The following is a 23492-nucleotide window of genomic DNA, read 5'->3' as shown; positions in this document are numbered from 1 at the left end:
ATATTTGATACGAGGTCATATGAAAGTTTTAATTCTAGGTGCTACAGGACTTGTTGGAAGTCATATCTTGTCGATGGCCTTAAGTGATGATCGTGTAGAAAAAGTTATTGCACCTGTACGTAAAAATATAGATGCACATCCAAAGCTTTTTGCACCGATAATTAACTTTGATGAAATTACAAAAGAAGAAGTATGCTCTTGGAAATGTGATGTTGTTATCTGCGCCTTGGGGACAACGATTAAAAAAGCTGGATCGAAAGCTGCATTTAGAAGAGTTGACCTCGAGTATCCCCTGACTTTTGGAAAGCTTGCAAAAGAATGCGCCGCTAAGTCTTATGTATTAAATTCAGCAATGGGGGCCAATAGCGATTCGCTTGTTTTTTATAATAAAGTTAAGGGGCTAGTGGAAGAAGGACTTCAGTCTTTAAATTTTGATGCCTTAACAATTGTCAGACCGGGGCTTATTGGTGGCCAAAGAGATGAATTTCGTTTTGCAGAAGAGATTGCCAAGAGCTTTTTAAAAATTTTAGGTCCACTACTGCCTAAGAGGTTACGTCTAAATCCGGCCAAGAGGATTGCTCAGACAATGCTAGAATCCGCTTTAAGTGACCGATTAGGCGTAAAAATTATTTCATCAGATAAGTTAGTGTAAAAAACTCGAGATATTTTTTATTGGTTGCATACAAGATTTCAAAGCCTTACTTGAAGAATTCATTTCTATTTATTTAGAGTCAAAAAAATATGCATAAGTTGTCGTAATTACAGTAAAGTTTTTTATAAAGATGTCGAAAAGTTAAGGAACTTAATGTCGAGTTAGTTTTTTATTTGGAGTGCATCTGTGAGTGAAGCGTTTAAGAAGGGAAATGATTGGGATATCATCAGTTTAGCAAATTATGTATCTGAAATTGTTTCAAAAGAAAGTGGGAATATACTAGGGCCAGCGCAACAATCTATGGTTATGAGTCGTTTAAAAAAGCGCATGATGACCTTAGGTACTCATACTCCAGAATCTTATTATGAATATTTATCTAAGAACTATAATAAAGAGTCTTCGCAACTTATCTCAATGCTTACGACTCACCATACATACTTTTTTAGAGAATTTACTCATTTTGAATATCTCCTTACAAATCTTGATTCCATTGTAGCCAATGCGAAAAAGAGGGGAGATAGCACGATACGTGTTCTATCAGCAGCATGTAGTCGTGGACAAGAGGTTTATTCACTGGCCATGTTCTTTAATCATCACTTAAAGAATTATCCCGGTATGAAATATGAAATCGTTGGAACAGATATTGATCCAGAGAGTGTTAAGATTGCTCAAAATGGTGTTTATCGTTACCGTGAAATTAAATCGATTCCTACTGTCTACTTAACAGGGAATTGGATGAGAGGGTCTGGAGAGATCTCTAAGTTTGCAAAAGTTAATTCTCATATTAAAGAAAATTGTAGCTTTGGTGTGATGAATCTTCTTGCACCAGAAAAGTTTATTGGTGGAAAGAAATTCGATATCGTATTTTGTCGAAATGTATTTATCTACTTTGACCAAACTTCCATTGAAAAGATTGTAAATAATTTCTCAAAGTTTTTACACAAGAATGCTCTATTTATAACTGGTATTAGTGAATCTTTAAAACATACAAAATTAGAGTTTCAAACAATGGCGCCAAGTGTTTATTGTCTTGATCCTGAAGAGAAAGTTGTTGAAAAACCTAGACCACTATCTATCGTTAAAGATAAGACGGTACCTAGAACTTCACCAATTGCAAAAACACCAATCATTCCTAAGCCTATTAGAATGCTTGTTGTTGATGACAGTTCTTCAGTTGTTAAGCTACTTTCAAAAATATTTGAAAAAGATGATGACTTTGAACTTGTTGGAACAGCAATGAATGGTCTAGAAGCACAAGAGTTCTTAAAGAATAATAAGGTCGATGCTATGACTCTTGATATTCATATGCCTGAGATGGATGGTGTTGAATATTTGAAGAAGAACTTCCGCTCTGGCCACCCAAATGTTGTTGTGGTTTCTAGTGCTTCACGTGAGGATACTCGTTATGCTCAAGAAACTCTTAATAACGGTGCATGTGACTTTGTTGAGAAACCAGCACTTAATAATTTAAAAGAAAGAGCAGAAGAAATTAAAAATAAGATTAAGATGTCTTTCTTAAATGCAGCTCCAGTTGTAACAAAAGTAGATCGTTCATTCCAAAAGAGCTTTGATATTAAGAATCCTGAAACTAAAGCCCGCTTCTTTGTTGGATCTTTCAGTGATAAGAAAAAGATCATTGCTTCACTTGATGAACTTCGTGGTAATCAACCTCCAGTATTTCTTTTCTTTGAAGGAAACGGCAATTTCTTAGAAATGATTAGCGAAGAATTTAAATCAGTTCCTAATATTCAAGTCTATGATGGAAGCACTGAACTTGAAAATAATAGTGTTTATATATGTGACTTTAAAGAACACTTTGAAGATATCAATTCTAAGACAAAGAGCTTTAAGAAAAGTCTCTCTGTATTTGGAATCGTTTCAAAGTCAGTAGAGAATGCGTTCTTTGATTTAAATGAGACACAAATTCTTATCGAAGATACAGGTGATATCAACGACAGTATAAAAGAAGTTGTCTCAGATATTTTCCCTTGGACGAGTTTTGCTCACCTTGGAACTGAATATTTAGCAGATGATGAATAATTAATTCTTATTTTGAATGGTAGTGCTTTTTATTAATCGTGAAGTCTTGTGATTCATAAATAGCACCACCTTCATTTTCAAATCTACGTATACTATCTTTTTTTTCTTTCTGTCTTCTTAGCTCATTTGATGTCTCTAGATACTCACAAACTTCTTTGTTGGAAACTTGTGGAAATTCAAGATAGAACTCACCAACTGAAAGAAAATTATGTGGTGTCTCTAGGACTAAAATATCATCAACTAAATCTATAATTTCATTATATGACTGACGTGAACTAACTGGCGCAACTGCAAAAATATTTTTTATATTATGGTCTTTCTTTAAAAACTTTATGGCCGCCTTCATTGTTGCACCTGTTGCTATTCCATCATCAACGATAAAGATACTTCTCCCTGATAGGTCAATCGGCGGCCTGCTATTTCGAAATTCTTGAGCTTGCTTTTTTACTTCTTCTTTTTTCTGCTTTGTTAGACGATGAAGTTGTAAGTCATCAATATTTAAATGGTTAATTATCCTCTGATTAAGGTAGCCAATACCTTCTTCCGTAACTGCTCCAAGTGCTAATTCTTCATTATTTGGAGCTCCCACCTTCTTAACACAGAAAATATCTAAGGGGAGCTTATGCATTTTCGCAATTTCAAATGCGATGGGAACACCTCCTCTTGGAAGTGCAATGATTGCTACATTCTTAAATTCAAGTAGCTTCTCTTTAAATTCTTCACCTAAAAGTTGGCCTGCTTCTTTGCGATTTTTGAACATAGTTCTTTCCTAGATGACAATTTTTATCTGTGGATTGAGTTGGCGATCCTTTTCTACGGGACTAGAAATATAGGCTTCTTTCTCTATTTCTAGATTGATAATTTCAGATAGATCGTGAAGTTCATTTCCCAATCTCTGTATGACATCATCAGCAGAAATAATTCCTACAAGTTGATCTCTTTCATTAACAACTGGGATTCGTCTAACGCCGTTTGCTCGCATTTTCTTTATTGTATCGACGATACTGTCTTTAGGAGAGCACATCACTACATTTGGGGTCATGATCTCACTTACTTTCGAGTAGGGTTCTATCTTTCCTTTCTTTCCAAAAGATAAGGCGATATCACGGTCAGTTAAAATGCCCATTGGAGTTTTCTTCTTTCCTTCTTTGTGACCGACTACTATGATGGCCCCTACATGTTTTTCATACATCTGTTTTGCAGCATCGTGGATGGTTGCATCAGAGTTAATTGTTACAATATTTTTTTGGATAATATGTTCAATTGACACGTTTATCTCCTTTGAAAACTAGATTACGTCCCAATTATAATTGCATTCTCTTTTGCATATAATTTAATTCTTTCCAAAGAAAAGTTTCGATTAACTTGTAAACCTGTTCAAAAAAGCGAAGCGCGTGATACCGAATGCGTAAGCATTTGGTTGTTTAGCAAGCGTTAGCGCTGCGTATCTTCGATTAGTATGTAGTATCTTAAATTAGATTAGAGAATGGAGCGCGTGATACCGAATGCGTAAGCATTTGGTTGTTTAGCAAGCGTTAGCGCCGCGTATCTTCGATTAGTATGTAGTATCTTATTAAAAAAAGAATGGAGCGCGTGACAAGATTCGAACTTGCGACATCCACCATGGCAAGGTGACACTCTACCAACTGAGTTACACGCGCTTATTTGAGTGGAAGAAATATATTGCTGAGGAAAAAATTTGTCAATACTCAAAATTAAAAAATTATAAGTTCTTCTTCCCCGACCCGTCAGGTGAGTCCAAAATATATTGCGGAAGAAGCCAACCTGGAATTTCACGACGCAGTTTACGATATATTTCACGTCCTTCTTCAATTGATAGGTAAAAGTGCATGGCACCTTTGGCCTGATCTGGATGGTGAAGATAGTAGGGACGAATATTTAATGCATGAAGCTTAAGGAATAAATCCTTTAAGTCTTTAACATTATTATTAACATCCTTTAAAAGGACAGACTGTGAGAGAAGGCCAAAGCGTGCCCCCAGTTTTTTGATACAGTCCATAGCATCTGTTGTGATTTCTTGAATATGATTGATGTGGATAACTATATTTATATCGTTAAATCTGTTATTGAATTTGTGAATAACTTCAATAAATTCGTCACAAATATATTTTGGTAAAGAAATAGGTGTTCTAGTGTGAAAACGAATGAACTGTATATGTGATAATTTGCTAAATTCTTCAAGGTAGAACTTTATCTTAGATGCTGAAAGCATAAAGGGGTCTCCACCTGAGAAGATTATTTCATTTATTTCTGTATGAACTGATAAATAGGAAATAACTTTTTCAAAGTCGGCCTTAAAAATTTCGTGCTTGCTACTTAATTCATTTTTGCGAAAACAATAGCGGCAAATGACCGGGCAAATAGTCGTTGGTGTAAACAGCGCTCGGTTATCGTAACGATGGATAAGCTGGGGGGCGACGTATTTTTGTTGATCTCCAATTGGGTCTTCTAGTCCATCGTCTGAGTTTTCTAAATTAGATGGGAGAAATTGTTTTGCGTGTATGCCCTCAAGTCCTTCTTTTTGAATTAGTTCATTCATGTGACTTGGAATGAATACTTCATATGAAGATGGTTCTAGATTAAGACCAAAATGCGAGTTGACTTCATTTGTAGAGCGAAGTCCTTTTCTCATTTTTGATTATTTTCTTTATCTTGTTTGTCTTGAAGTTTTTTTATGTCATTGAGGTGATGCCATTTTGCCCAAGCGGCACATCCGCGAATTAGTAGAGCACCGTAGATTGCAATACCTGTGAAATGGGCCATCACTTTCATCGTTGATAGGGCCCCTGTGTTTTGAAGAAGCCAATAGATCCAATAGAGAAGTGCGATGTGAATAATGAAGATCACAACAAATTGGAGTTTATATGAAAGTGGTTTTCCTGCTAGCATGACGTCTTTATATAATTACTTTGAGTCTTTATCAACATGATCACGAAGATCTTGAATCTTTTTAATAGCAAAAGATTTGTAGATATCAGTGAGTAAACAATGGGCATAGAGAACATCTCCAGCTGGCATCGGTAGAAGAGCAACAGGTTTTATTGGTCTAAACTTACCCTTGTAGCTTCCACCTTTGTATTTGATATCGATTACTTCTTGATTTGCTATCTTCTTTTGTAATTGTTGAATAATCTCAGGTGCTTCGGCCATATTCGCCCTTGTGAAGTCACGGATATTTAAGATTTCGCCTTCTTTTAGCTGACGGTTTGATTTCACTTCATCAAGGGTCTTTGCAAAGACACGAAGGCAGGCAATTGTATCATCTAGTGCTCGGTGATGATTTTCTAGTGGAATTTCAAAGTGCTTACAAAGTGATGAAAGCTTATGATTCTCACTTCCTTTCACATACTTACGAGATAATTTACATGAACAGAATACCTTGGCCTTGTGAAGCTCAATCTTTTGCTGGTGCATGGCAAAGACAATAAAGCCAATATCAAATTTTGCATTATGAGCAACAAGTGGCGTATTTCCAGAAAATTCGAGAAATTTAGGTAACACCTCTTCAATTGAAGGTGAATCCTTAACCATGTCATCAGTGATTCCATGGATTTTCGTTGTAAATTCAGGAATTGGGTTTTTAGGTTTTACGAGGGACTCAAAAGTTTCTATTTTGTTTCCAACGACTTTAATAGCCGCAATCTCGATAATTTCGTCAACTAAAGGAGACAGTCCAGAAGTTTCTAAATCAAGTGCTATTAGCCCATCTGGGAAATACTTATTGATATTTTTAATTTCGCTCTGAGTAAAATTGATAGTAATTCCTTTAATGAAGCTAGTAGTAGGGGTTTCCAACGTTTTGTAAATATTGGCATGTCGTAGCAATGTGTCATGCCAATTTTAATTAATTTTAGTACGTTGAAGAACCTTAAAATTAAACTTTTAATACTGATTATGGGCCTTACGGTCAATAGTTTGAGGAAATATTTTATGAAGAAATTTGATGTTATTGTTATTGGTTCAGGGCCAGGTGGATATGTCGCCGCTATCCGTGCTGCCCAACTTGGAAAAAAGACTGCTATCGTTGAAAGTAAAGAATTAGGCGGAGTTTGTCTTAACCGTGGCTGTATTCCTACGAAAGCGGTTCTTAAAGCTGCTCACAGTGTTCACGAGCTAGCAGATATGAAAGATTTAGGTATCGATGTTGAGCTTAAGGGCCTAGACGGTGGTCAAGCTGTTAAACGCGCTAAGGGGATCTCAAATAAGATTTCTGGTGGTGTTGCTTACCTAATGAAGAAAAATAAAATCGAAGTTATCGAAGGTTACGGTAAACTTCGAACTAATACTCAAGTCGAAGTTACTTCAAAAAGAGGACATACTGAGACGATTGAAGGGACAAATATCATCCTTGCAACTGGTGCTCACTATCGTTCATTTCCTGGACTTGAGCATGATGGGAAGAGACTTATTGGTGCTTGGGAAGCGATTAAAATGGAAGAGCTTCCAAAGTCAATTGGGATCATTGGTGCTGGTGCTATCGGTGTTGAGTTTGCTTACTTCTGGAATGCATTTGGTGTAGACGTTCATATCTTTGAATTACAAAAACACCTTCTTCCAATCGAAGATGAAGAGTCTTCAAAAGCTGTTGAAAAAGCTTATAAGAAATACGGAATCAAGATGTCTCTTGGTGTTGAAAAAGTATCTGCTAAAAATAACGGAAATGACATTACAATCACGGAAGTTAAAGGTGGAAAGACTGTTGAACACAAATTTGATATGGGACTAATTGCTGTTGGTATGACAGGAAATATCGAAGGTATTGGACTTGAAACTGTTGGTGTAAAAACTGATAGAGGTTTTGTCGTAGTTGATAATAACTACCAAACAAATATTCCTAATATCTTTGCTATTGGTGACGTTGCGGGACCTCCTTTACTAGCACACGCTGCTTCTCACGAGGGAATCATCGCTGCTGAAAAAATTGCAGGTGAGCATCCACACCCACTAGATAAGATGAATGTTGCTGGTTGTACTTATTGTCAGCCACAAGTTGCATCTGTTGGTTACACTGAAAGAGCTCTTAAAGAGCAAGGTATTAAATACACTGCTGGTAAGGTTCCATTCTCTGCAAATGGTAAGGCCATGGCATCTAATGAAACTGATGGGTTTGTAAAAACTCTTATGGGTGAAGATGGTGAAATGCTTGGTGCTCACATTGTAGGAACTCACGCGACAGAATTAATTCATGAGTATGTTCTATTTAGACAAATGGAAGGTGTTGACGAAGAAATGTTTGCAACAATTCATCCACACCCAACTCTTGGAGAGTTCTTAGCTGAGTCTGTACTTAATGCTAAGGGAAGATCGATCAATTTTTAATTTTAATATATAAGGATAAAGATTATGAAAAACGATATCGTAATGCCACAAATGGGTGAGTCTATTACAAACGGAACGATTACAAAGTGGCACAAGCAAGTTGGTGACACAATTGAAATCGATGAGATTCTTCTTGAGATCTCAACTGATAAAGTTGAATCAGAAATTCCATCACCATATTCTGGAAAGATCGTTGAGATTCTTTTTGAAGAAGGTGAAACAATTGATGTTGGTGTAAAAATCGCAGCAGTTGACGATGATATGAATGCAGAGGTTTCAGCATCAGGTTCTTCTGAAGCAGCAGCTCCTGCTCCAGCGGCAGCTGAGCCAGCACAAGCAGCTCCTGCAGCAACAGGATCTTCAGATACTCTTGAAGATGTTGTTATGCCACAAATGGGTGAGTCTATTACAAATGGAACAATCACAAAATGGCACAAGTCTGTAGGTGATATGATCGAAATTGATGAAATTCTTCTTGAGATCTCGACTGATAAAGTTGAGTCTGAAATCCCTTCACCATTTGAAGGGCGTATTGAAGAAATTCTCTTTGAAGAAGGTGAGACAATTGATGTTGGTGTAAAAATCGCATCTGTTGAAACAGATCCATCAAAGCCTCAGGGAAGCGCTGGAAGTTCTGCTCCAGCAGCAAGTGCACCTGCTGCTAACCAAGCTCAAGAATCAGCTCCGGCAGCAAGCTCATCTCAACCAAGTCCAACGACAAAAGGTGGACGTCGTTTCTATACTCCTTTAGTTAGAAACCTTGCTAAAAAACATGGTGTTGATCTTAATGAATTAGCACATATTGAAGGAAGTGGAGCAGGCGGACGTGTCAATAAGGCCGACTTCATGAACTTCTTAGAAAATAGAGGCTCAGCTCCTAAGGCAGCTCCTGCGCCAGCGGCTACGAAGTCAGCACCAGCAGCTCCGAAAGCAGCTCCAGCTCCTCAAGCCTCTTCTGTACCATCTTCGACAAGTGGTAGAGTTGAAGTAATCCCAATGGATAATATGAGAAAAGCGATTGCTAAGAATATGATCGCTTCTAAGATGACTTCTCCTCACGTTAACTCGATGGATGAAGTTGATATGACAAAACTATTTAAGTTCAGAGAAGGATTTAAGCATCAGTTTAAGAAAGAAGAAGGTTTCTCTCTTACTTACACTCACTTCATCCTTTATGCTCTAGTACAAGCTCTTAAAGAGTTCCCAATGGTTAACTCTTCAATTGTTGGTGATGAAATCCACATGAAGAAAGATATCAACCTTGGTTGTGCTGTAGCTGTTCCAGGTAACGGACTTGTCGTTCCTGTTATCAAAGGTGCTGATAACTTAAATATTAGAGGAATTGCTAGAAAGCTAGATGAACTAGTACAAAAGGCAAGAGCTAAGAAGCTTACGCTAGATGATATGTCAGGTGGAACTTATACTTTCACAAATAATGGTTCTTTTGGAATCCTTATGGCAACTCCAGTTATCCTTCAACCACAACTTGGTATCTTCTGTGTTGGTACAATGAAGAAGCGTCCAATTGTTACTGAAGATGATGCAATTGCTATTCGTCAGATGATGTATGCAACTCACACATACGATCACAGACTAATTGATGGTGAAGTAGGGTCAAAATTCCTAAGACACGTAATCAACACTCTTCAAACAACAGATTGGGAAGGGTTATTCTAGGCGAATAAAAACATTTTAATATAAAAAAAGGACCTCAGATGAGGTCCTTTTTTATTTCTTTTAAGTTCTCTTTTATAGGAACATTGAATTGGCATTTATATTCGGATTTCTTCTCACCGGAATGCATATAGCAATTTAGATGCTTTCCACTTCTTAGCTCAAACTTTTTACCATTTATATTATGAAAACTATCTTTAATGAGATCAAGTTTAAGCCAGAACCTTTCGGCCAATTTTCCAGAAAAGTTTATTCTTAGATGGTTGTTATCGTAGCTGATTTTTGCTTTACCATTTTCACGCTTTGTTCCTAAAAACTCACTAATTGCCCCTTTTCCAAAATCAGTATCGGTATCATAGGCGGATAATTTCCCTTGTCCTAGGCCATTTAAGTAGAGGTGACAGTGAAATTTATGTGAAGGCTCTCTAACGCAAAAGAAGTATTTATGATAGCGAAAGACTAATCCATGTACGAGGTCCGCATAGGTGTTTTTCACAGGGAGTCCTAGAAAGATCTCCCTTGCATATTTTGAATCAACGATTGAAAACTCATTCACATGGCTTGAGATCGCAATATTATTGATTTCACTTGCAAAGGTTTTAAATGTTAGAAAGAGGGCAAAAGAGATGAGTACGATAGTCTTCATATTTTAAAATATAAAGTTTGAAGATATCAAAGTAAAACAAGTTCACAAAAGCCTGACAAATAAGACTCTTGGCCAACATTTCTTCTTTCTAACTACTTATAAATTGTTACTAGACTGCGATACATCTTTCCATTTTGGTGTGAATCAACATTCTTCTTGATTTCGTTGTACTTAGTATGAAATAGACTAGAATTACCTTCTTCAATAAAAGAAGACTTCATTTCTTGGAGAAGATCTTTTGCCTTATTATTGAAGACCTTATCATCTTGAGTGAAGTCTTTTACATCATGTTTTCGTTTTTTTAATGCCTTACCAAGACGAGATTTATCAAAAGGTCTCTCAGAGGTGTAGGTAAGAACAAACTTTCCCTTTGGCTTAAGACTATCCATTACTTTATTAAGAGTTCGATATAGATCATTTAGCATGTAGAAGCCATCTAATGAGATGACTAGGTCATACTCATTCTCTCCAAGCCATGTCGTTTCAAAATTGGCCTCTTTATATTTGAATTTACTTTCGACAAGGTCCATTCCTTTGGCCTTTAACTTATAATTCTTAGCAAAGTAGTCGGTGAGATCACCAGTTCCACAGCCGATATCTAGAACTTTCATATTGGGCTTAAAGTGTGTTGTGAGGGCCTCAAATTGCTTTTTTGAGAGGTTATTTTGCATGAAGCACTCAATACCATGCATCTTATTGCAATAAGAGAGATACGATTTAGACTCTCTTGCAAAGCGATAGTAATTTGTGAATGCTCGTTTGGCCTTGGCGTTAAAACCTTTTTGATTTAATAGATTGCGTATAAATTGAAACATACTTTCTTATACTCCTATTTTCTTTAAAATTCTATCTTCACACAATCTTAATAATTTAGAATTTGAGAAAATTTTATACGAATGTTACAAATATATTATTAACGGGAAAAGAAGTCTCCCCATGCTCAAATTTCTATTCTTTCTTAGTGTTTTAGTAACATTGGCCAATGCAGCTGTTGCAACAGTCTTTCTTGAAGGACTCAATGAGAGAGGTCAGCAAGAAGTTCAAAAAGTAATAAGTATATTTAGATAAAAAAAAGCCTTCTATTCAGAAGGCTTTTTAATTTTATATCTAAAAGTGTTGATTTCTAGAAATCACTGATTCTATCAGCAAGGTTTGGAATATCGATGAATGGGTTTCTGTTGTTTTGAACTCTAAAGATTGTTTCATTTCTTTTTAGTTCTTCAGCATCGATTGGATCTTGCTTATCCCACTCTCTAAGTACTTGTTCTTGGTGACTTGAGATTTGGATATCGTATCTTACTGAGAAGTAGAAAAGTGCTCTTGCAACATTTCCTTTGTGTTTTGCAGGTGGCTCGAAAGCACCATTTCCTTGAGTTTGAGAAGCTGTACAGTTCTCATAATCTACAGGGAAACCATCAACATTATCAAATTCATAATTTCCTCTTACTGAGTTCGCTCTTGAATCTGTTGGGTATAGGTGGTGAAGGTCTGATTTTTGAAGACCTTTTGAAAATCTTCTTGAGAATTTTGATTGTGGCCAAGTGTGCTCACAGTTTAAAACATTTGAATTAGGGATTTGTCCTGGTCCCATTGAACGTGTTTGACGTCTTCTAAGTTTCTTTTGGCAGTAAACATCTTCAATGAAATATCCATTGTTATCTTCTTGTAGGTGTAGCTTTCCGAAAAGAACTTTTCTAGCACCTTTATAACCAAGGCTTCTTTGTCTATAGCACTTTCCTCTTTTATTTGAGTCACATCCCAATAGGTCACGACCATTTGTTTCTTGGTGCATTGAATTTAGTACATCAAAAAGATGCTCTTTTAGAGCTTCACTATTATTTGATTTCATTGATAGGTGAAGTTCAGTTTCTTTTGGATAGTAGTTGTTTAATTCTGTTGCGTTAGTCGTAAGTGCGAAAAGTAGTGTTGCTAGTGCGATAGTGAATTTCATCATTTACCCCTCGGTTTTCCCTATGATGTTTTGTGTGTGTGGAGCATTTATAGGACAAAACTATTAAAATGGCTAATACTAAAATTAAGTATCTCTAATAAAATATCTATATCTACCTAATAACAGTGGTTAGACGCATTGCTAAGATGTCATTTTTTTAAATATATACGAAAAATGTAGATTTCTGAGGAGCTCTTTTGTATAAGACCCTCTAACAAAGAATATAGTTTATTAGGGCGAACTTATTATGAAATACATTTTACTAGCGTGTTTACTAATATCTTTTAATGCTACTGCTTACACAAAAGCATCTTTAAATTGTATTAAGAAATTAACATATGACCTAAATGTGGATAGTCGTGCCTTCAAAGTAAATATGGATGAAGTTGATATTGATCTTGAAGATAAGCCTCTTGAGGAATCAATTGCTCTTATTCGCGCAACTCTAGAGCTTTATGGTTGTAATAGTAGGAATGCGATTAACTTCTCAAAGACGCCATCAGGAAGGGCAAAGAGTCGATGCCTAGAGCTAGTTCCTGGTCAAGACTATTCAATGAGCTGCTATATTGAATCAAATATTGGTTTCTTCTTTATTACAAAAGATCTACAAACTGACGCTTTCATTATTTATTCGCGTTGGGATTAATCTCCCCACAGCTCAGATAAACGCTTCTTAATATTATTTTCCACACCAATTTCTTTTGGGTGATAAAACTTAGGCGTACCTTCTGGAGAGTATTGTTGTCTGACAAATGATCCTTCAAAGCTATGTGGATATTGATATTTCACTTTATGGTATTTATCGGGAAAGTTCTTTAAGTGCTCTGGAACTTCAATTGTTTGAGAGTCTTCTACGTAAGCGAGGGCCTCGTTTATGGCCATGTAGGCAGCATTACTCTTTACTGTGCTTGCTAAATAAGTTGTTGCTTGGGCCAGTGTAATACGTGCTTCAGGCATACCGATATTTTGAACGACATGAAGAGCATTTGTCGCCACTGTTAGTGCATTTAGATCGGCGTTTCCGACATCTTCACTGGCAAAAATGACGAGTCTTCTTGCAATAAAGACAGGATCTTCTCCACCATCAAGCATAACAGCAAGCCATAAAATGGCCGAGTTAGGATCGCTTCCTCTCATACTCTTTATAAAGGCCGAGATAACATCATAGTGACGGTCTCCACCGGCATCAAAGTTTCGAGAATTTTCTTTGATGATATTTTTTACTGTTTCAAAATCCACATCCTCATCAAGAGAATAGATAACCTCTAAGCTTCCTAGAGCTATACGTGCATCGCCATTAGCGTAATCGCAAATAAGATCAAGGTGTTCTTTTGAAAGTTTACGCTCTAGCTTTTCAACTGTTTTCGTAATAAGAGAGCGGATCTTTTCTGTGGAAAAAGATTTTAGCTCAATGATTTTCATTCGAGATAGGAGTGCACGATTTACACTGCGTCGGGGATTTTCAGTTGTTGCACCAATTAAGATGAAACTTCCTTGTTCAACGTGTGGAAGTAGAGCATCTTGCTGGGCCTTATTGAAACGATGAATTTCATCGATAAAGATAATCGATTTTCTTTGGTAGTCCTGAGACTCCTCTTGGGCCTTTTGAATGAGTTTCTTAAGGTCTGCCACACCAGAGAGAACGGCACTGAATTCATAGAAATTAGCATTGATTTCATGGCCTAAAACCTTCGCCAAAGTCGTTTTCCCACTACCTGGAGGTCCCCATATTATTAATGAAGGTATATTTTCGCCACGTAAGAAAGGAAAACGCTTAGCAAGTGCGTCAAACCCTTCGTAGTCTTGCCTGCTTTCAGGCCTTACCTGATGAGCGAGAGGAGTTGATTTAGAATCTGGTGCGTTAAATAAACCTTGTTGCATAAACTACCTATTTTATACTGGCCATTGACACAATGTGGGGCCGTCGTGTAATTTAACATACCAATTTAAGCTAGACAAAATTTGCGGCGTTAAGCCACGAAGAAATCTCATTAAAGCTGTCGTTAAAGGTAGTGAGAAAAAAAAATAGAAGGAGGTGAATGTTATGTCTAAAGATTACTCAATCAAAATCGAGATCGATGAAAGATTAAGTGCGGAAAGAGCTCTTAAGAAATTCAAGAGATACTGCGAAGCTTTCGGTGTTATTAGAGAATACAGAAAGAGACAAGAGTATAAGAAACCTTCTATTAGAAATAAAGAGAAGCTACAAGCTGCTGAGAAGAGAAGAAAGAAAACTCAGACGAAGTACGGTAGAGGTTCTAAAATCTAATTAAGATTTAAATTTCTTATATAAAGAGAGGCTCCGTAAGGAGCCTTTTTTTATAAAGTTAAAACATTAATTTCAAAATACTATTCCAACGACGATGCATGATTTTTACGTTTCTAACGTATTCTTTTGGAAAACCAGTCTGACCTTTTTCAAGATCCATGTGAAAAACATTCCACTGCATATTTAAATCACCTAAGCGATCAAAGAACCAATCTTTATTCATTTGAGGAATCATATAAACCTCAACAGGAGAGAGGAAGTTATCAATAAATTGCTCGAAAGATGGTTTTAGTTCCGTAGGTAAAATATAGAGAAATGAGTCGTTAGCAAGATTATAAATTTGTTTTACATAGCTTCGATACTTATCAATACGTGGTGCATAGATAGCAAAGTTAGTCTTATCTGTTAGATGTAGTAGTTGAACATAAGACTGTATCTGTAAATTATAACTGTCGATTTGATCAAGATTTGAAAGTAGTGCTATGTAGCCATCAACTTTATCGTATTGCTTCTTTGGTAGTTTTATAAAGTCATCTCTAAGACTTTTTACATTTCGCTCAATTGCCTGGATTCTTCCCATGACATCTTTAAGGTCTTCATAACAAAGCTTTTGATTCCTACGACATTTTTCATAGGCTTCATCAAAGGCAAGGTTTAAATTAAGGCTATTTTCTCTTAAGTTGATAAAGTCTTGAGATGTATAGGTGATTCTTTTGACGACATAGTAAAAGTCTTTCTTCATGGAACGAAGTTGAGGCCTAATATAGCGTCGATAGGTATATGAGTTTAACTTTAAGCTAGACGTATCAAAGTCTAGATAAGGATAATTGGCCAATGTACTGGCACAAATAAATAGAAGAAAGATTAGTTTTCTCACTAATTAAATGATTGAAGGAATGTCGCCAATTGTCAATGTTTAGCCAACGAGATCGAGGTCTTCTTGTGGTGAAATATGACTAAGTTCAATATGATCAGGAACTTTCTGTAGAGAACGAAAGTCTGTTAACCAACTTTCTGAATTACATATTGAAATTGAAACATTATGTCCTGGAAATCTATTCTTAGCTAATTGCTTTGGAAATAAACTCAGCGGAGCAGATTTCAACTTAAAATGGACATCAATATGTGATGGAATCTTTCCTGAGTAGATTAGTGCAAGACAAATAAGTGTACCTGCATGATCTGTTTCTACTTGAACTCTATCTTTCTTTGATTTTTTAATGAGTGTTAAAAGGTTAGTTGCGTATTTAGAGATTTCTTTTTGATTGAGATGTTGAAAGCGGTAGATGTCACGACGATTTTTTGCGGTTAGGACCCTTTTTTCTTCTTCGCTAAATTGCAGGTCCCTAAAATTTGTCATCATTATCTCATCAAGAGTGGGCTCTTTTGTTTCAAATTTATAGAGAACATCTGCCCCAGCTCCCTTGACCTTGATCTTACCAGAAAATAAACGCTTTAAAGACACGATGAACCCTTTGTTAAATACGTAACATTCACAGCCTATATATCTGTGTATACTCTTTTTCGGCTTAAAGGGTTATTTAATTTAGTAAAATAATAAGAAAAGCTAGATTAATACTTATTGAGAGTTTCGTAATTCTAGTTACTTATTCGTCTGACTCACTCATAAGTTGTTTAAATATGTTATTTTTTCGCATTTGTAACAACTTCATAATATCAGTGGCCGTCTCTTCAAGAGCGCGGTCAGTAACATCAAAAACCGGCCAGCGTTTATTCTTATTAAAGATTTGATTGGCCCATTCGATCTCTTCGATAACTTTATTTGTATCGGCATAGTCACCAGTGTGCTCTGTTGCCCCAAGTTTATTTAAACGATTCTTACGAATTGAATAAAGAGCTTCAGGATCAATTGTTAGAGCAAAGATTTTTCTTTGATCGATTTCATAAAGTTCTTTAGGAAGTTCTTGTCCATTAATGATTGGGATATTAACAACTTTAATACCATGTTGAGAGAGGTACACTGAAAGTGGTGTTTTCGAAGTACGAGAAATACCAACTAAGATTACATCTGCCAGATGAAGAGTTTCAACATTTCTTCCATCGTCATGATTTAGAGTAAACTCCATGGCCGCAACTCGATCAAAGTATTCAGAGTTCACCGCATGAAGTAGACCTGGTTCACTTTTTGGCTCTTGGTGAAAGTAGTTTGAAAAAGTTGTTAAGACAGGTCCCATAAGGTCTAGGGATCTAACATGCTTTTTCATTGAAATATCTTTTGTATATTCTCTTAACTCAGCTGAGACAATGGTATAGATGACGAGATCGTGATGAATCGCTGCTTCATCAAAGATTGATTTGATTTGTTCTTTTGTTCGAACATTTTTAAAACCAGTGTAGAAGACTTCACTTTCTGGGAATTGTGTCATTGCCGCACGGCTAATGGCCTTTGCAGTTGATCCCGTTCCATCAGAAATAATAATAATTTTCATCTTCTTCAAAATTGACCTCTTTAATTTCTTTATTGTCTTACTTTATTCATTTATGAAGTTACAGGCAAGTTTAATGGCATCATTTCGCTCACTAATAGGATGAAATCGATTAAGTGGTGAAACTTTCTTTAGGAAAGTTTTTTGAGACTTTGCTAAGCGTCTCGTTGCAAAATAAATTTTCTCGCATAATTCCAGATGATCCTTAATTTCACCATCAAGAAATTGAATTGTTTCTTTATATCCAATCGTTTTTAATGCTTTTAGTTCTTTGTGATGGGCAGGGTCTTTCATAATTTGAAAAACTTCATCAATAAGGCCTTGGTTAAGCATATCTTTGGTACGTTTTAGAATAATTTCCCAATGCTCCTCCTTGGGAAGATCGAGACAAATATTCAAGGTATCCCAACCATGAATATTCTTTGAGAAGTCATATGCGCCTGCTTCATCAGCACTTTTCTTTTGATCAGAAATTTTCTTACCTGTCATGCGATGATATTCATAAGCTCTAATTCTACGATAGTGGTCATTCTCATGGAGGTTTTCAAGAGACTCAGGATCGTTCTTTAAAAGGTAGTTAACGATCGCCTCCATTCCACTTTCTTCATAGAGCTTCTTTGCTTCTTCTTGGATTGACTCATCAGTTGTGGGTGAGTCATACATTCCTCTAATAAGGCTTCGTAGATAAAATGCACTCCCTCCAACTAAAATTGGAACGATTCCTTTCTTATGGAGTTCATTAATTTTATTCTTTGCAAGTTCGACAAAATCAGAAGCATTGAGTTCCTGTGTGATAGGAGAGATGCTTACCAGATGATGAGTGACACCATCCATTTCTTTATCGTCTGGCTTGGCGCTACCGATATTTAGTTCATTGTAGAAGAGGACGCTGTCAAAATTAATAACATGGCATTTTTCAGTACCTATTTTCTTGGCGAGATCGATACTTAATCCGGTTTTTCCAGAAGCTGTTGGACCTAATATGAGAATTAATTTATTTGTCATTTGAGTAACTTCTTCAGTTTTTTTGCACTAATGGTTTTAGCGAGTTTTAATTCCACAAGATCGTAGAAAGGAATGATGGATAAAAGCTTTCTAATATCATTTCCTTGAATGAAGACATCTTTTATAATCTCTTCACCGTTTAATAAATTTTCACACATCTTTGCATAAGGGAGGTCCTCAAAGAGGTGAGAGACGGAGCGAAGAACACATGTATGTTCATCTAGACGGTCAACTTCAAAGCCGAATTTAAAGTATTGCGGAAGGTTTTCCATCTCTTTTTGATCATATGAAATTGGCTCAGAAATAAGAAGAGGAGTCATCTTATCGAGATCCACTACTTCCATTAGTTTCTCTATTAAATTCTGTGCATCCAGAAAGTATGCTCCGCGATCAATGTGACTTAAGAGAAATAAATTATCTCCAAGAGCACAAATTGTTAATTCGTGCTGAACACCAGAGTCAAATAAAGAGCTTTGACCATGGCCATCGATTTCTTGTTGAAAGCGAGAGAGATCTAAACTCGATTGATTAGAGTTTGATTCGATATGCCCAGAAAATCCTGTATTAAATAAACTATTTGAAAGTGAGTTTAAATTTGTTTCTTCTTCATCAATAGCAAGTGTATTGAGTTCTACTTTATCTTCATTTTCTGAGATTAACTTCTTTGCAGTAGCACTGGTTAAAGAAAAAATCTCGTTTGCTTTTAAGAATTTAATAATCGTTTTATTTGGGTGTACATTTACATCGATCTCATTTTCTGGAACATGTAATTGCATGATATAGTCACCAGTTTGACCTGGTTGCCAAATCTTTTCCATATTTCGAATGATAATTTGATGAAGTTTCTTATCTGTGAAGAGTCGATTATTGACGAAGAGATACTGTTGTTTCCCGCTATATCCTTTAGACGAGTCTTTAGAGATATACATTTTACAGTGAGATCCAAGATATTCTCCATCAGTATCAAATATCTCAGGGCGATGTTTTCGACTTTTCTTTTTAAATATTTCGCCTATTCGAGTTTTTATATCATCTTGCGCTCTATATATTTCAGGGTCATTATCTTCCCATGTAATCGCAAATTCAACGTGAGGGTAGTTGATAAGAAATGAATTGATTACACGTTTAAGTGCATTCTTTTCACTCTGACCTGATTTTACAAACTTCAATCGTACAGGAGTGTTGAAGAATAAATCTTTTACATATGTAGAAGTTCCGCATTTGTGACTTGCATATTTTGAATGCTCGACAGTTTGCGCGCCATGAATGACAAATTTAGCTCCCTGTTCAGGATTCGCGCGAGGAGCGGAGTGACATGAGATTCTTGCAACAGATGAAATTGAAGCAAGTGCCTCGCCACGGAAGCCAAAGGTATTTAGGCGATATATATCTTCAAAGTTATTAATTTTAGAAGTTGCGTGACGACAAAAAGCGTAGGGTAGTTCATCAAAGAACATACCATCACCATTATCTTCAATAGCAATAAGATCAAGGCCATTATTTAAAATGGTAACTCGAACCTTACTCGAATTTGCATCGATTGAGTTTTCTAGTAATTCTTTTAGAACATTGGCCGGGCGCTCGACAACCTCACCGGCCTTGATTTGATCAATTAAGTGTTCAGGAAGAAGGTTAATTCTATTTTTAGTATTTTCTATTATTTCCATTAGTACGAACTAGTCGCGATAGAAATTAACCTGGTTTCTTCCTCCCTCCTTGGATTTGTAGACAGCAGCATCGGCTCTTTTAAAAAGATCTGTTCCGCTACTAACTCCTTGTCTGTAGTCGGAAACGCCAATAGATGCAGTTACAGGCAACTTATTATCGTCGTAAATAAAATCGTGAGTTTCTACTGCCTTTCTTAGGCGCTCAGCAATTTCGTATGATTGTTTAATATTAGTTTTTGGAAGTAAAACAACAAATTCTTCACCACCATAACGAGCAAAAATATCTGTTTCTCTAATTCCATTTGTACGAATAACTTCAGCTAGCTCTTTTAAAACATAATCACCAGCATCGTGTCCGTAGTTATCATTAAGTTTTTTGAAGTGGTCTAGATCAAAAACAATTAAAGATAGGGGAGTTCCCGTTACTTTAGATTTCTTTACTTCTAAATCAAGTTTTTTATTAAAGTATGACTTATTATAACAAGAAGTTAATCCATCTGTATTAGCTTCTAGTTGAAGCTTGTCGTAAGTAAGCCTCTCTGGATCTCCTTTTGGGAGATACTTAAGTGCAATTGCACCCATTTTAATAATGTCACCTTTTTGAAGTTCAGTAGGAGCTTCGATTTTACTATTATTTAAAAAAGTTCCATTACGTGAACCAAGGTCTTCTACATTATAACCTTCTTCAGTAGCGTTAAGCTTAAAGTGCTCTCTAGAGATACCATTGAACTCTAGTGGGATTTCACACTTTGCACTTCGGCCAACAGTAAGTTCTTGTTCTGTAAGATCAAAAAGAGTTCCGTTGAGTTCTCCTCCTACTACAAGAAGGGCCGCTGGCTTATCTTCAGCTTCTTTATTTGCCGAAGCTAAGGCTGCTTTAATATCAGTTAAAACTAGAGTAGCGTCATCACTCATTAAATTGTCCTTTCAATACTTTATGAAGTTCGTTATATACCCGTAAATTTTAACCACTGGCCCAATTTTAATCAAGATTGGAAAACATTTCTATGTGGATAAACCTAGTAATTCTCACAGGTTATCAAGCCATTCAAAACTATATATTTTCCCGGCCTCAACTCCTGGTTGATTAAAAGGGTCAATCTTTAGGCAAAAACCTGTGACGGCCGTTAAAAATTCAAAAAATATAACTAGTTTGGCCAAGTTTTCTTCATTAAGTTTATTTATATTAAAAACAATATGTGGAACGTTTTGTTCTTCAAGTGCTTTCTTTGTTCCAAAAAACTCTGAATCCATTAAATTCTTCAAAGTGAATCCACTGAGCTTTTGAAGTTTTGGGTGATCAAATTGATTTTCTAATTTTAAATCGTGCTCACTTTCTTTGATATTTATTAGAAGCATCACTTTATTAAGTGGGCCTTCCATGAATAATTGCATCTGTGAGTGTTGGTCTGTTGCACCGTAGCTTGGAATTGGTGTTAGTCCAACTCTTTTTCCATCTTTGTCTTTTTTTCCAAGACTCTCTGCCCACAGCTGAATAAACCAAAACGAAAGGTCTCTTAAGCGGCTTGAATAGGGCATAAAGACAGTTTGGTCATAACCATTTTCATGATGATTTAAAATCATGGATACCGCTTTTTTGAAGCTATAAAGATTTGATAATTCACTTCCAAAAGAAAAAGCACTACGACATAATTCTTCGATATCAATTTCGGCAAATAGAGCAGGTAGTAATCCTACAGGAGTAAGAACACTGAAGCGGCCACCAACATTTGTAGGGATATCCAAAGTTGTAATTCCAAGGTCATCACCAAGCTCTCTTAATTGAGATGTTGATGGGTCACTGGCAAAGACAAAGTAATTAGCAAGCTCACTTTCTTTTACACCATGACTTTTGAGCTCATTAACCATAATGGCAAATGATGCGAGTGTTTCAGCAGTTCCACCAGACTTTGATACAACATAGAAAAGGGCATCTTTAAAATTAATCTGATTGATTTGCTGAGCAGTTTTATCTGGGTCGATATTATTTATAAAATGAAATGTGCGCTCTGTATTTTTTGATAGTGCCGAGATTAACATTTCTGGCCCAAGTGAACTTCCACCAATACCAATTTGAACAAAGTGTGAGCGATCTTTAAAGCGTTCAAAGATAGTATGACATTGATTTTGATACTTCTTATCAGATAGCGTTTTAACAAAATCGAAACGTTCCGATGCAAGAAAGTTATCAACTTCCTTTTGGATTAAATCTGTCTTATCAGATTTTTGGATATATGAATTAAATTCGATTTGCATTATCGCCCATATTCCTTTTTAAGTTGTCTTGAAATAACAACTTTTTGAATCTGATTAGTCCCTTCAACGATCTGAAGAACCTTAGCATCTCTCATGAAACGCTCAACTGGATATTCTTTCGTATAACCAACACCACCAAGGATCTGGACGGCATCAGTTGTTACTTTCATGGCCGTATCACTTGCGCGCATTTTTGCCATTGAAGCAAGTTTTTGATTAGACTTTCCATCATCAATTGATTTAGCAGCTGCTTGAACTAGTAGTCTTGCAGCTTCTACATCACAGGCCATATCGGCCATCATGAATTGTAGTCCCTGGAAGTCAAAAATAGCCTGTTTAAATTGCTGTCTTTCTAATGAATATTTAATTGCTTCATCAAGAGCACGCCCAGCACAACCAACTGAGATTGAGCCAATCGCAACACGACCTTTATCAAGCCCACTCATGGCAACTTTAAAACCTTCACCTTCTTTTTGAAGCAGGTTTTCTTCAGGGATAAAACAATTTTCGAAAAGTAGTTCACGAGTCGGAGAGATATTCCAACCCATCTTTTTTTCTTTCTTACCGTAAGTAAAACCTTCTGTTCCATCTTCAACGATGAATGCAGAAACGCCTTTTGCTCCTTCTCCACCAGTTCTTGCCATGACAACATAAGTTTTAGCAATTCCACCTGAAGTGATCCAAAGCTTTGAACCGTTAAGGATATATCCACCTTCAACTTTCTTAGCTGTAGTTTTCAAACTTGCTGCATCTGAGCCTGCTCCTGACTCTGATAGGGCAAAGGCACCAATGGCCTGACCACTCGTTAGAGGAGGTAGGTATTTTTCTTTTTGTTCTTTGTTTCCAAAAGTATTGATAATCGTTTGTACCATTGATGACACTGAGATTGTTACAGCATAGGCAACTGATGATTTTGCAATCTCTTCAAGTGCGTAACTATAATCCTGACATGGTAAATCTAATCCACCGTATTCTTCTGAAGCTGTCATTCCTGTAAAGCCAAGTTCTCCAAGTTCGTTGAAGATTTCCATACGGAATTTACCTTCAAAGTCATCGTGCTCCATTAGAGGTTCTATTTTTTCTAGGCGAAAGCGCTTTAGGCCTTCAACGATTTCTTTTTGCATATCATTCATAGCTAAACCTTTAGAATTGTTCATTTAATTTTAAAATCCACATACACTACCAAATAAATCTTAAATGGTTAAATTTTATGAATTTAATGATCTAAGTCTGTTTTTTTAGTACGTGATTACAGTAGGTTATCATAATAACCATTTCACTAGGTTTTATTTAGTGGAAAACTACGTTACAATATAGAAAAGGGTGAAACTCCCTTCCACGCGCTAGCAAGGAGAATACTATGAGACAACATGATGTTAATTTAGGCCATGGAGCTAAAGCCACAAGCGCCGAAGAATTTGAATTAACGAATTCGTTTCCTTACATGATAATTGTCACGTCTTTTGCAGTTATCACAATCATGCATTTACTTATTAATCCTATGGCAAAGCAATTTGCTAACCAGTTTCTTGGTCGTTAGGCTAA

25 protein-coding genes and 1 tRNA gene are annotated in these 23492 nt (G+C 36.3%); 8 read left to right on the top strand and 18 right to left on the bottom strand.

Features of this window, described 5'->3' with window-relative positions; translation table 11 throughout:
• Positions 1-19 precede the first annotated feature (19 nt).
• Both BALOs_RS12470 and BALOs_RS12465 read left to right on the top strand, forming a co-directional pair.
• Positions 20-652 (top strand): NAD-dependent epimerase/dehydratase family protein, encoded by a 633-nt coding sequence (locus BALOs_RS12470; RefSeq protein WP_120405340.1) that lies wholly within the window; start codon positions 20-22, stop codon positions 650-652.
• 186 nt (positions 653-838) lie between these two features.
• Positions 839-2692 (top strand): CheR family methyltransferase, encoded by a 1854-nt coding sequence (locus BALOs_RS12465; RefSeq protein WP_120405339.1) that lies wholly within the window; start codon positions 839-841, stop codon positions 2690-2692.
• 7 nt (positions 2693-2699) lie between these two features.
• Here BALOs_RS12465 and BALOs_RS12460 read toward each other — a convergent pair whose 3' ends face one another.
• From BALOs_RS12460 to BALOs_RS12435, 6 genes are all read right to left on the bottom strand, one after another.
• Positions 2700-3452, bottom strand: coding sequence for a phosphoribosyltransferase (locus tag BALOs_RS12460; protein WP_120405338.1), 753 nt, complete (start codon positions 3450-3452; stop codon positions 2700-2702).
• 9 nt (positions 3453-3461) lie between these two features.
• Complete coding sequence (locus BALOs_RS12455) at positions 3462-3962, bottom strand: CBS domain-containing protein (protein WP_120405337.1); 501 nt, start codon at positions 3960-3962, stop codon at positions 3462-3464.
• 315 nt (positions 3963-4277) lie between these two features.
• Positions 4278-4353 (bottom strand) — tRNA-Gly (locus BALOs_RS12450).
• Positions 4354-4415: 62 nt separating this feature from the next.
• Positions 4416-5345: a KamA family radical SAM protein gene (locus tag BALOs_RS12445; protein ID WP_120405336.1), complete on the bottom strand. Its 930-nt coding sequence runs from the start codon at positions 5343-5345 to the stop codon at positions 4416-4418.
• Entirely contained in the window at positions 5342-5602 is a 261-nt protein-coding gene (locus tag BALOs_RS12440; RefSeq protein ID WP_120405335.1) for a hypothetical protein, read from the bottom strand. The genes BALOs_RS12445 and BALOs_RS12440 overlap by 4 nt, the downstream gene beginning before the upstream one ends.
• Before the next feature lie 15 nt (positions 5603-5617).
• Positions 5618-6508 (bottom strand): exonuclease domain-containing protein, encoded by an 891-nt coding sequence (locus tag BALOs_RS12435; protein ID WP_158536747.1) that lies wholly within the window; start codon positions 6506-6508, stop codon positions 5618-5620.
• A 135-nt stretch (positions 6509-6643) separates the two neighbouring features.
• On the opposite strand from BALOs_RS12435, the gene lpdA reads away from it, so the two are divergent.
• Together lpdA and sucB are read left to right on the top strand one after the other, a co-directional pair.
• A complete protein-coding gene (lpdA, locus tag BALOs_RS12430) occupies positions 6644-8032 on the top strand; it encodes a dihydrolipoyl dehydrogenase (RefSeq protein WP_114705524.1) in 1389 nt (462 codons plus the stop codon).
• A 24-nt stretch (positions 8033-8056) separates the two neighbouring features.
• The gene (sucB, locus tag BALOs_RS12425; protein ID WP_114705523.1) at positions 8057-9709 is read left to right on the top strand and encodes a 2-oxoglutarate dehydrogenase, E2 component, dihydrolipoamide succinyltransferase; all 1653 of its coding nucleotides are present in this window, start codon (positions 8057-8059) and stop codon (positions 9707-9709) included.
• 34 nt (positions 9710-9743) lie between these two features.
• Here sucB and BALOs_RS12420 read toward each other — a convergent pair whose 3' ends face one another.
• Both BALOs_RS12420 and BALOs_RS12415 read right to left on the bottom strand, forming a co-directional pair.
• A complete protein-coding gene (locus BALOs_RS12420; protein WP_120405334.1) occupies positions 9744-10352 on the bottom strand; it encodes a hypothetical protein in 609 nt (202 codons plus the stop codon).
• 92 nt (positions 10353-10444) lie between these two features.
• Positions 10445-11167 (bottom strand): class I SAM-dependent methyltransferase, encoded by a 723-nt coding sequence (locus tag BALOs_RS12415; RefSeq protein WP_120405333.1) that lies wholly within the window; start codon positions 11165-11167, stop codon positions 10445-10447.
• 121 nt (positions 11168-11288) lie between these two features.
• Here BALOs_RS12415 and BALOs_RS15505 point away from each other — a divergent pair, with 121 nt between their 5' ends.
• Positions 11289-11420 carry a hypothetical protein gene (locus tag BALOs_RS15505; protein WP_256385934.1) on the top strand — a complete coding sequence of 44 codons (132 nt, stop codon included), beginning with the start codon at positions 11289-11291 and terminating at the stop codon, positions 11418-11420.
• 55 nt (positions 11421-11475) lie between these two features.
• Here BALOs_RS15505 and BALOs_RS12410 read toward each other — a convergent pair whose 3' ends face one another.
• Complete coding sequence (locus BALOs_RS12410) at positions 11476-12303, bottom strand: endonuclease I family protein (protein WP_162929683.1); 828 nt, start codon at positions 12301-12303, stop codon at positions 11476-11478.
• A 247-nt stretch (positions 12304-12550) separates the two neighbouring features.
• On the opposite strand from BALOs_RS12410, the gene BALOs_RS12405 reads away from it, so the two are divergent.
• Positions 12551-12949, top strand: coding sequence for a hypothetical protein (locus BALOs_RS12405; protein ID WP_114705517.1), 399 nt, complete (start codon positions 12551-12553; stop codon positions 12947-12949).
• Here the strand turns inward: BALOs_RS12405 and BALOs_RS12400 are convergent.
• Positions 12946-14184, bottom strand: coding sequence for a replication-associated recombination protein A (locus BALOs_RS12400; RefSeq protein ID WP_120405331.1), 1239 nt, complete (start codon positions 14182-14184; stop codon positions 12946-12948). The genes BALOs_RS12405 and BALOs_RS12400 overlap by 4 nt on opposite strands.
• Before the next feature lie 163 nt (positions 14185-14347).
• Between BALOs_RS12400 and rpsU the strand changes: the two genes are divergently transcribed.
• Positions 14348-14572, top strand: coding sequence for a 30S ribosomal protein S21 (rpsU, locus tag BALOs_RS12395; RefSeq protein ID WP_114705515.1), 225 nt, complete (start codon positions 14348-14350; stop codon positions 14570-14572).
• 58 nt (positions 14573-14630) lie between these two features.
• On the opposite strand, the gene BALOs_RS12390 is transcribed toward rpsU, so the two are convergent.
• The 8 genes from BALOs_RS12390 to BALOs_RS12355 form a co-directional block, all read right to left on the bottom strand.
• Entirely contained in the window at positions 14631-15449 is an 819-nt protein-coding gene (locus BALOs_RS12390) for a hypothetical protein (RefSeq protein WP_114705514.1), read from the bottom strand.
• 39 nt (positions 15450-15488) lie between these two features.
• Complete coding sequence (locus BALOs_RS12385; RefSeq protein WP_114705513.1) at positions 15489-16037, bottom strand: hypothetical protein; 549 nt, start codon at positions 16035-16037, stop codon at positions 15489-15491.
• A 142-nt stretch (positions 16038-16179) separates the two neighbouring features.
• Complete coding sequence (locus BALOs_RS12380) at positions 16180-17022, bottom strand: pyruvate, water dikinase regulatory protein (RefSeq protein ID WP_233500239.1); 843 nt, start codon at positions 17020-17022, stop codon at positions 16180-16182.
• Between the two features lie 42 nt (positions 17023-17064).
• The gene (miaA, locus tag BALOs_RS12375; protein WP_120405330.1) at positions 17065-18024 is read right to left on the bottom strand and encodes a tRNA (adenosine(37)-N6)-dimethylallyltransferase MiaA; all 960 of its coding nucleotides are present in this window, start codon (positions 18022-18024) and stop codon (positions 17065-17067) included.
• A complete protein-coding gene (gene mutL, locus BALOs_RS12370) occupies positions 18021-19691 on the bottom strand; it encodes a DNA mismatch repair endonuclease MutL (RefSeq protein ID WP_120405329.1) in 1671 nt (556 codons plus the stop codon). Before mutL ends, miaA begins: the two co-directional genes overlap by 4 nt.
• A gap of 9 nt (positions 19692-19700) precedes the next feature.
• A complete protein-coding gene (locus BALOs_RS12365) occupies positions 19701-20606 on the bottom strand; it encodes a GGDEF domain-containing protein (protein ID WP_114705509.1) in 906 nt (301 codons plus the stop codon).
• A gap of 114 nt (positions 20607-20720) precedes the next feature.
• A complete protein-coding gene (locus BALOs_RS12360; protein WP_120405328.1) occupies positions 20721-21947 on the bottom strand; it encodes a glucose-6-phosphate isomerase in 1227 nt (408 codons plus the stop codon).
• Positions 21947-23080: an acyl-CoA dehydrogenase family protein gene (locus BALOs_RS12355; protein ID WP_120405327.1), complete on the bottom strand. Its 1134-nt coding sequence runs from the start codon at positions 23078-23080 to the stop codon at positions 21947-21949. The genes BALOs_RS12360 and BALOs_RS12355 overlap by 1 nt, the downstream gene beginning before the upstream one ends.
• A gap of 227 nt (positions 23081-23307) precedes the next feature.
• Here BALOs_RS12355 and BALOs_RS12350 point away from each other — a divergent pair, with 227 nt between their 5' ends.
• Positions 23308-23487 carry a hypothetical protein gene (locus tag BALOs_RS12350; protein WP_114705507.1) on the top strand — a complete coding sequence of 60 codons (180 nt, stop codon included), beginning with the start codon at positions 23308-23310 and terminating at the stop codon, positions 23485-23487.
• Positions 23488-23492: the final 5 nt, after the last annotated feature.

Source organism: Halobacteriovorax sp. BALOs_7 (assembly GCF_003612895.1).
Taxonomy (GTDB): Bacteria; Bdellovibrionota; Bacteriovoracia; order Bacteriovoracales; family Bacteriovoracaceae; genus Halobacteriovorax_A; species Halobacteriovorax_A vibrionivorans.
The sequence above is the reverse complement of the archived record's forward strand: the minus strand, read 5'-3'. Positions and strand labels throughout refer to the sequence as shown.

Excerpts from the sequence above, each read along its gene's own strand:
- BALOs_RS12460 (WP_120405338.1), bottom strand. The coding sequence starts at position 3,452 with ATGTTCAAAAATCGCAAAGAAGCAGGCCAACTTTTAGGTGAAGAATTT.
- sucB (WP_114705523.1), top strand. The coding sequence starts at position 8,057 with ATGAAAAACGATATCGTAATGCCACAAATGGGTGAGTCTATTACAAAC.
- BALOs_RS12470 (WP_120405340.1), top strand. The coding sequence starts at position 20 with ATGAAAGTTTTAATTCTAGGTGCTACAGGACTTGTTGGAAGTCATATC.
- BALOs_RS12410 (WP_162929683.1), bottom strand. The coding sequence starts at position 12,303 with ATGAAATTCACTATCGCACTAGCAACACTACTTTTCGCACTTACGACT.
- miaA (WP_120405330.1), bottom strand. The coding sequence starts at position 18,024 with ATGACAAATAAATTAATTCTCATATTAGGTCCAACAGCTTCTGGAAAA.
- BALOs_RS12445 (WP_120405336.1), bottom strand. The coding sequence starts at position 5,345 with ATGAGAAAAGGACTTCGCTCTACAAATGAAGTCAACTCGCATTTTGGT.
- BALOs_RS12350 (WP_114705507.1), top strand. The coding sequence starts at position 23,308 with ATGAGACAACATGATGTTAATTTAGGCCATGGAGCTAAAGCCACAAGC.
- BALOs_RS12360 (WP_120405328.1), bottom strand. The coding sequence starts at position 21,947 with ATGCAAATCGAATTTAATTCATATATCCAAAAATCTGATAAGACAGAT.
- BALOs_RS15505 (WP_256385934.1), top strand. The coding sequence starts at position 11,289 with ATGCTCAAATTTCTATTCTTTCTTAGTGTTTTAGTAACATTGGCCAAT.
- BALOs_RS12400 (WP_120405331.1), bottom strand. The coding sequence starts at position 14,184 with ATGCAACAAGGTTTATTTAACGCACCAGATTCTAAATCAACTCCTCTC.
- BALOs_RS12380 (WP_233500239.1), bottom strand. The coding sequence starts at position 17,022 with ATGAAAATTATTATTATTTCTGATGGAACGGGATCAACTGCAAAGGCC.
- BALOs_RS12365 (WP_114705509.1), bottom strand. The coding sequence starts at position 20,606 with ATGAGTGATGACGCTACTCTAGTTTTAACTGATATTAAAGCAGCCTTA.
- BALOs_RS12355 (WP_120405327.1), bottom strand. The coding sequence starts at position 23,080 with ATGAATGATATGCAAAAAGAAATCGTTGAAGGCCTAAAGCGCTTTCGC.
- BALOs_RS12440 (WP_120405335.1), bottom strand. The coding sequence starts at position 5,602 with ATGCTAGCAGGAAAACCACTTTCATATAAACTCCAATTTGTTGTGATC.
- rpsU (WP_114705515.1), top strand. The coding sequence starts at position 14,348 with ATGTCTAAAGATTACTCAATCAAAATCGAGATCGATGAAAGATTAAGT.
- BALOs_RS12415 (WP_120405333.1), bottom strand. The coding sequence starts at position 11,167 with ATGTTTCAATTTATACGCAATCTATTAAATCAAAAAGGTTTTAACGCC.
- BALOs_RS12405 (WP_114705517.1), top strand. The coding sequence starts at position 12,551 with ATGAAATACATTTTACTAGCGTGTTTACTAATATCTTTTAATGCTACT.
- mutL (WP_120405329.1), bottom strand. The coding sequence starts at position 19,691 with ATGGAAATAATAGAAAATACTAAAAATAGAATTAACCTTCTTCCTGAA.
- lpdA (WP_114705524.1), top strand. The coding sequence starts at position 6,644 with ATGAAGAAATTTGATGTTATTGTTATTGGTTCAGGGCCAGGTGGATAT.
- BALOs_RS12420 (WP_120405334.1), bottom strand. The coding sequence starts at position 10,352 with ATGAAGACTATCGTACTCATCTCTTTTGCCCTCTTTCTAACATTTAAA.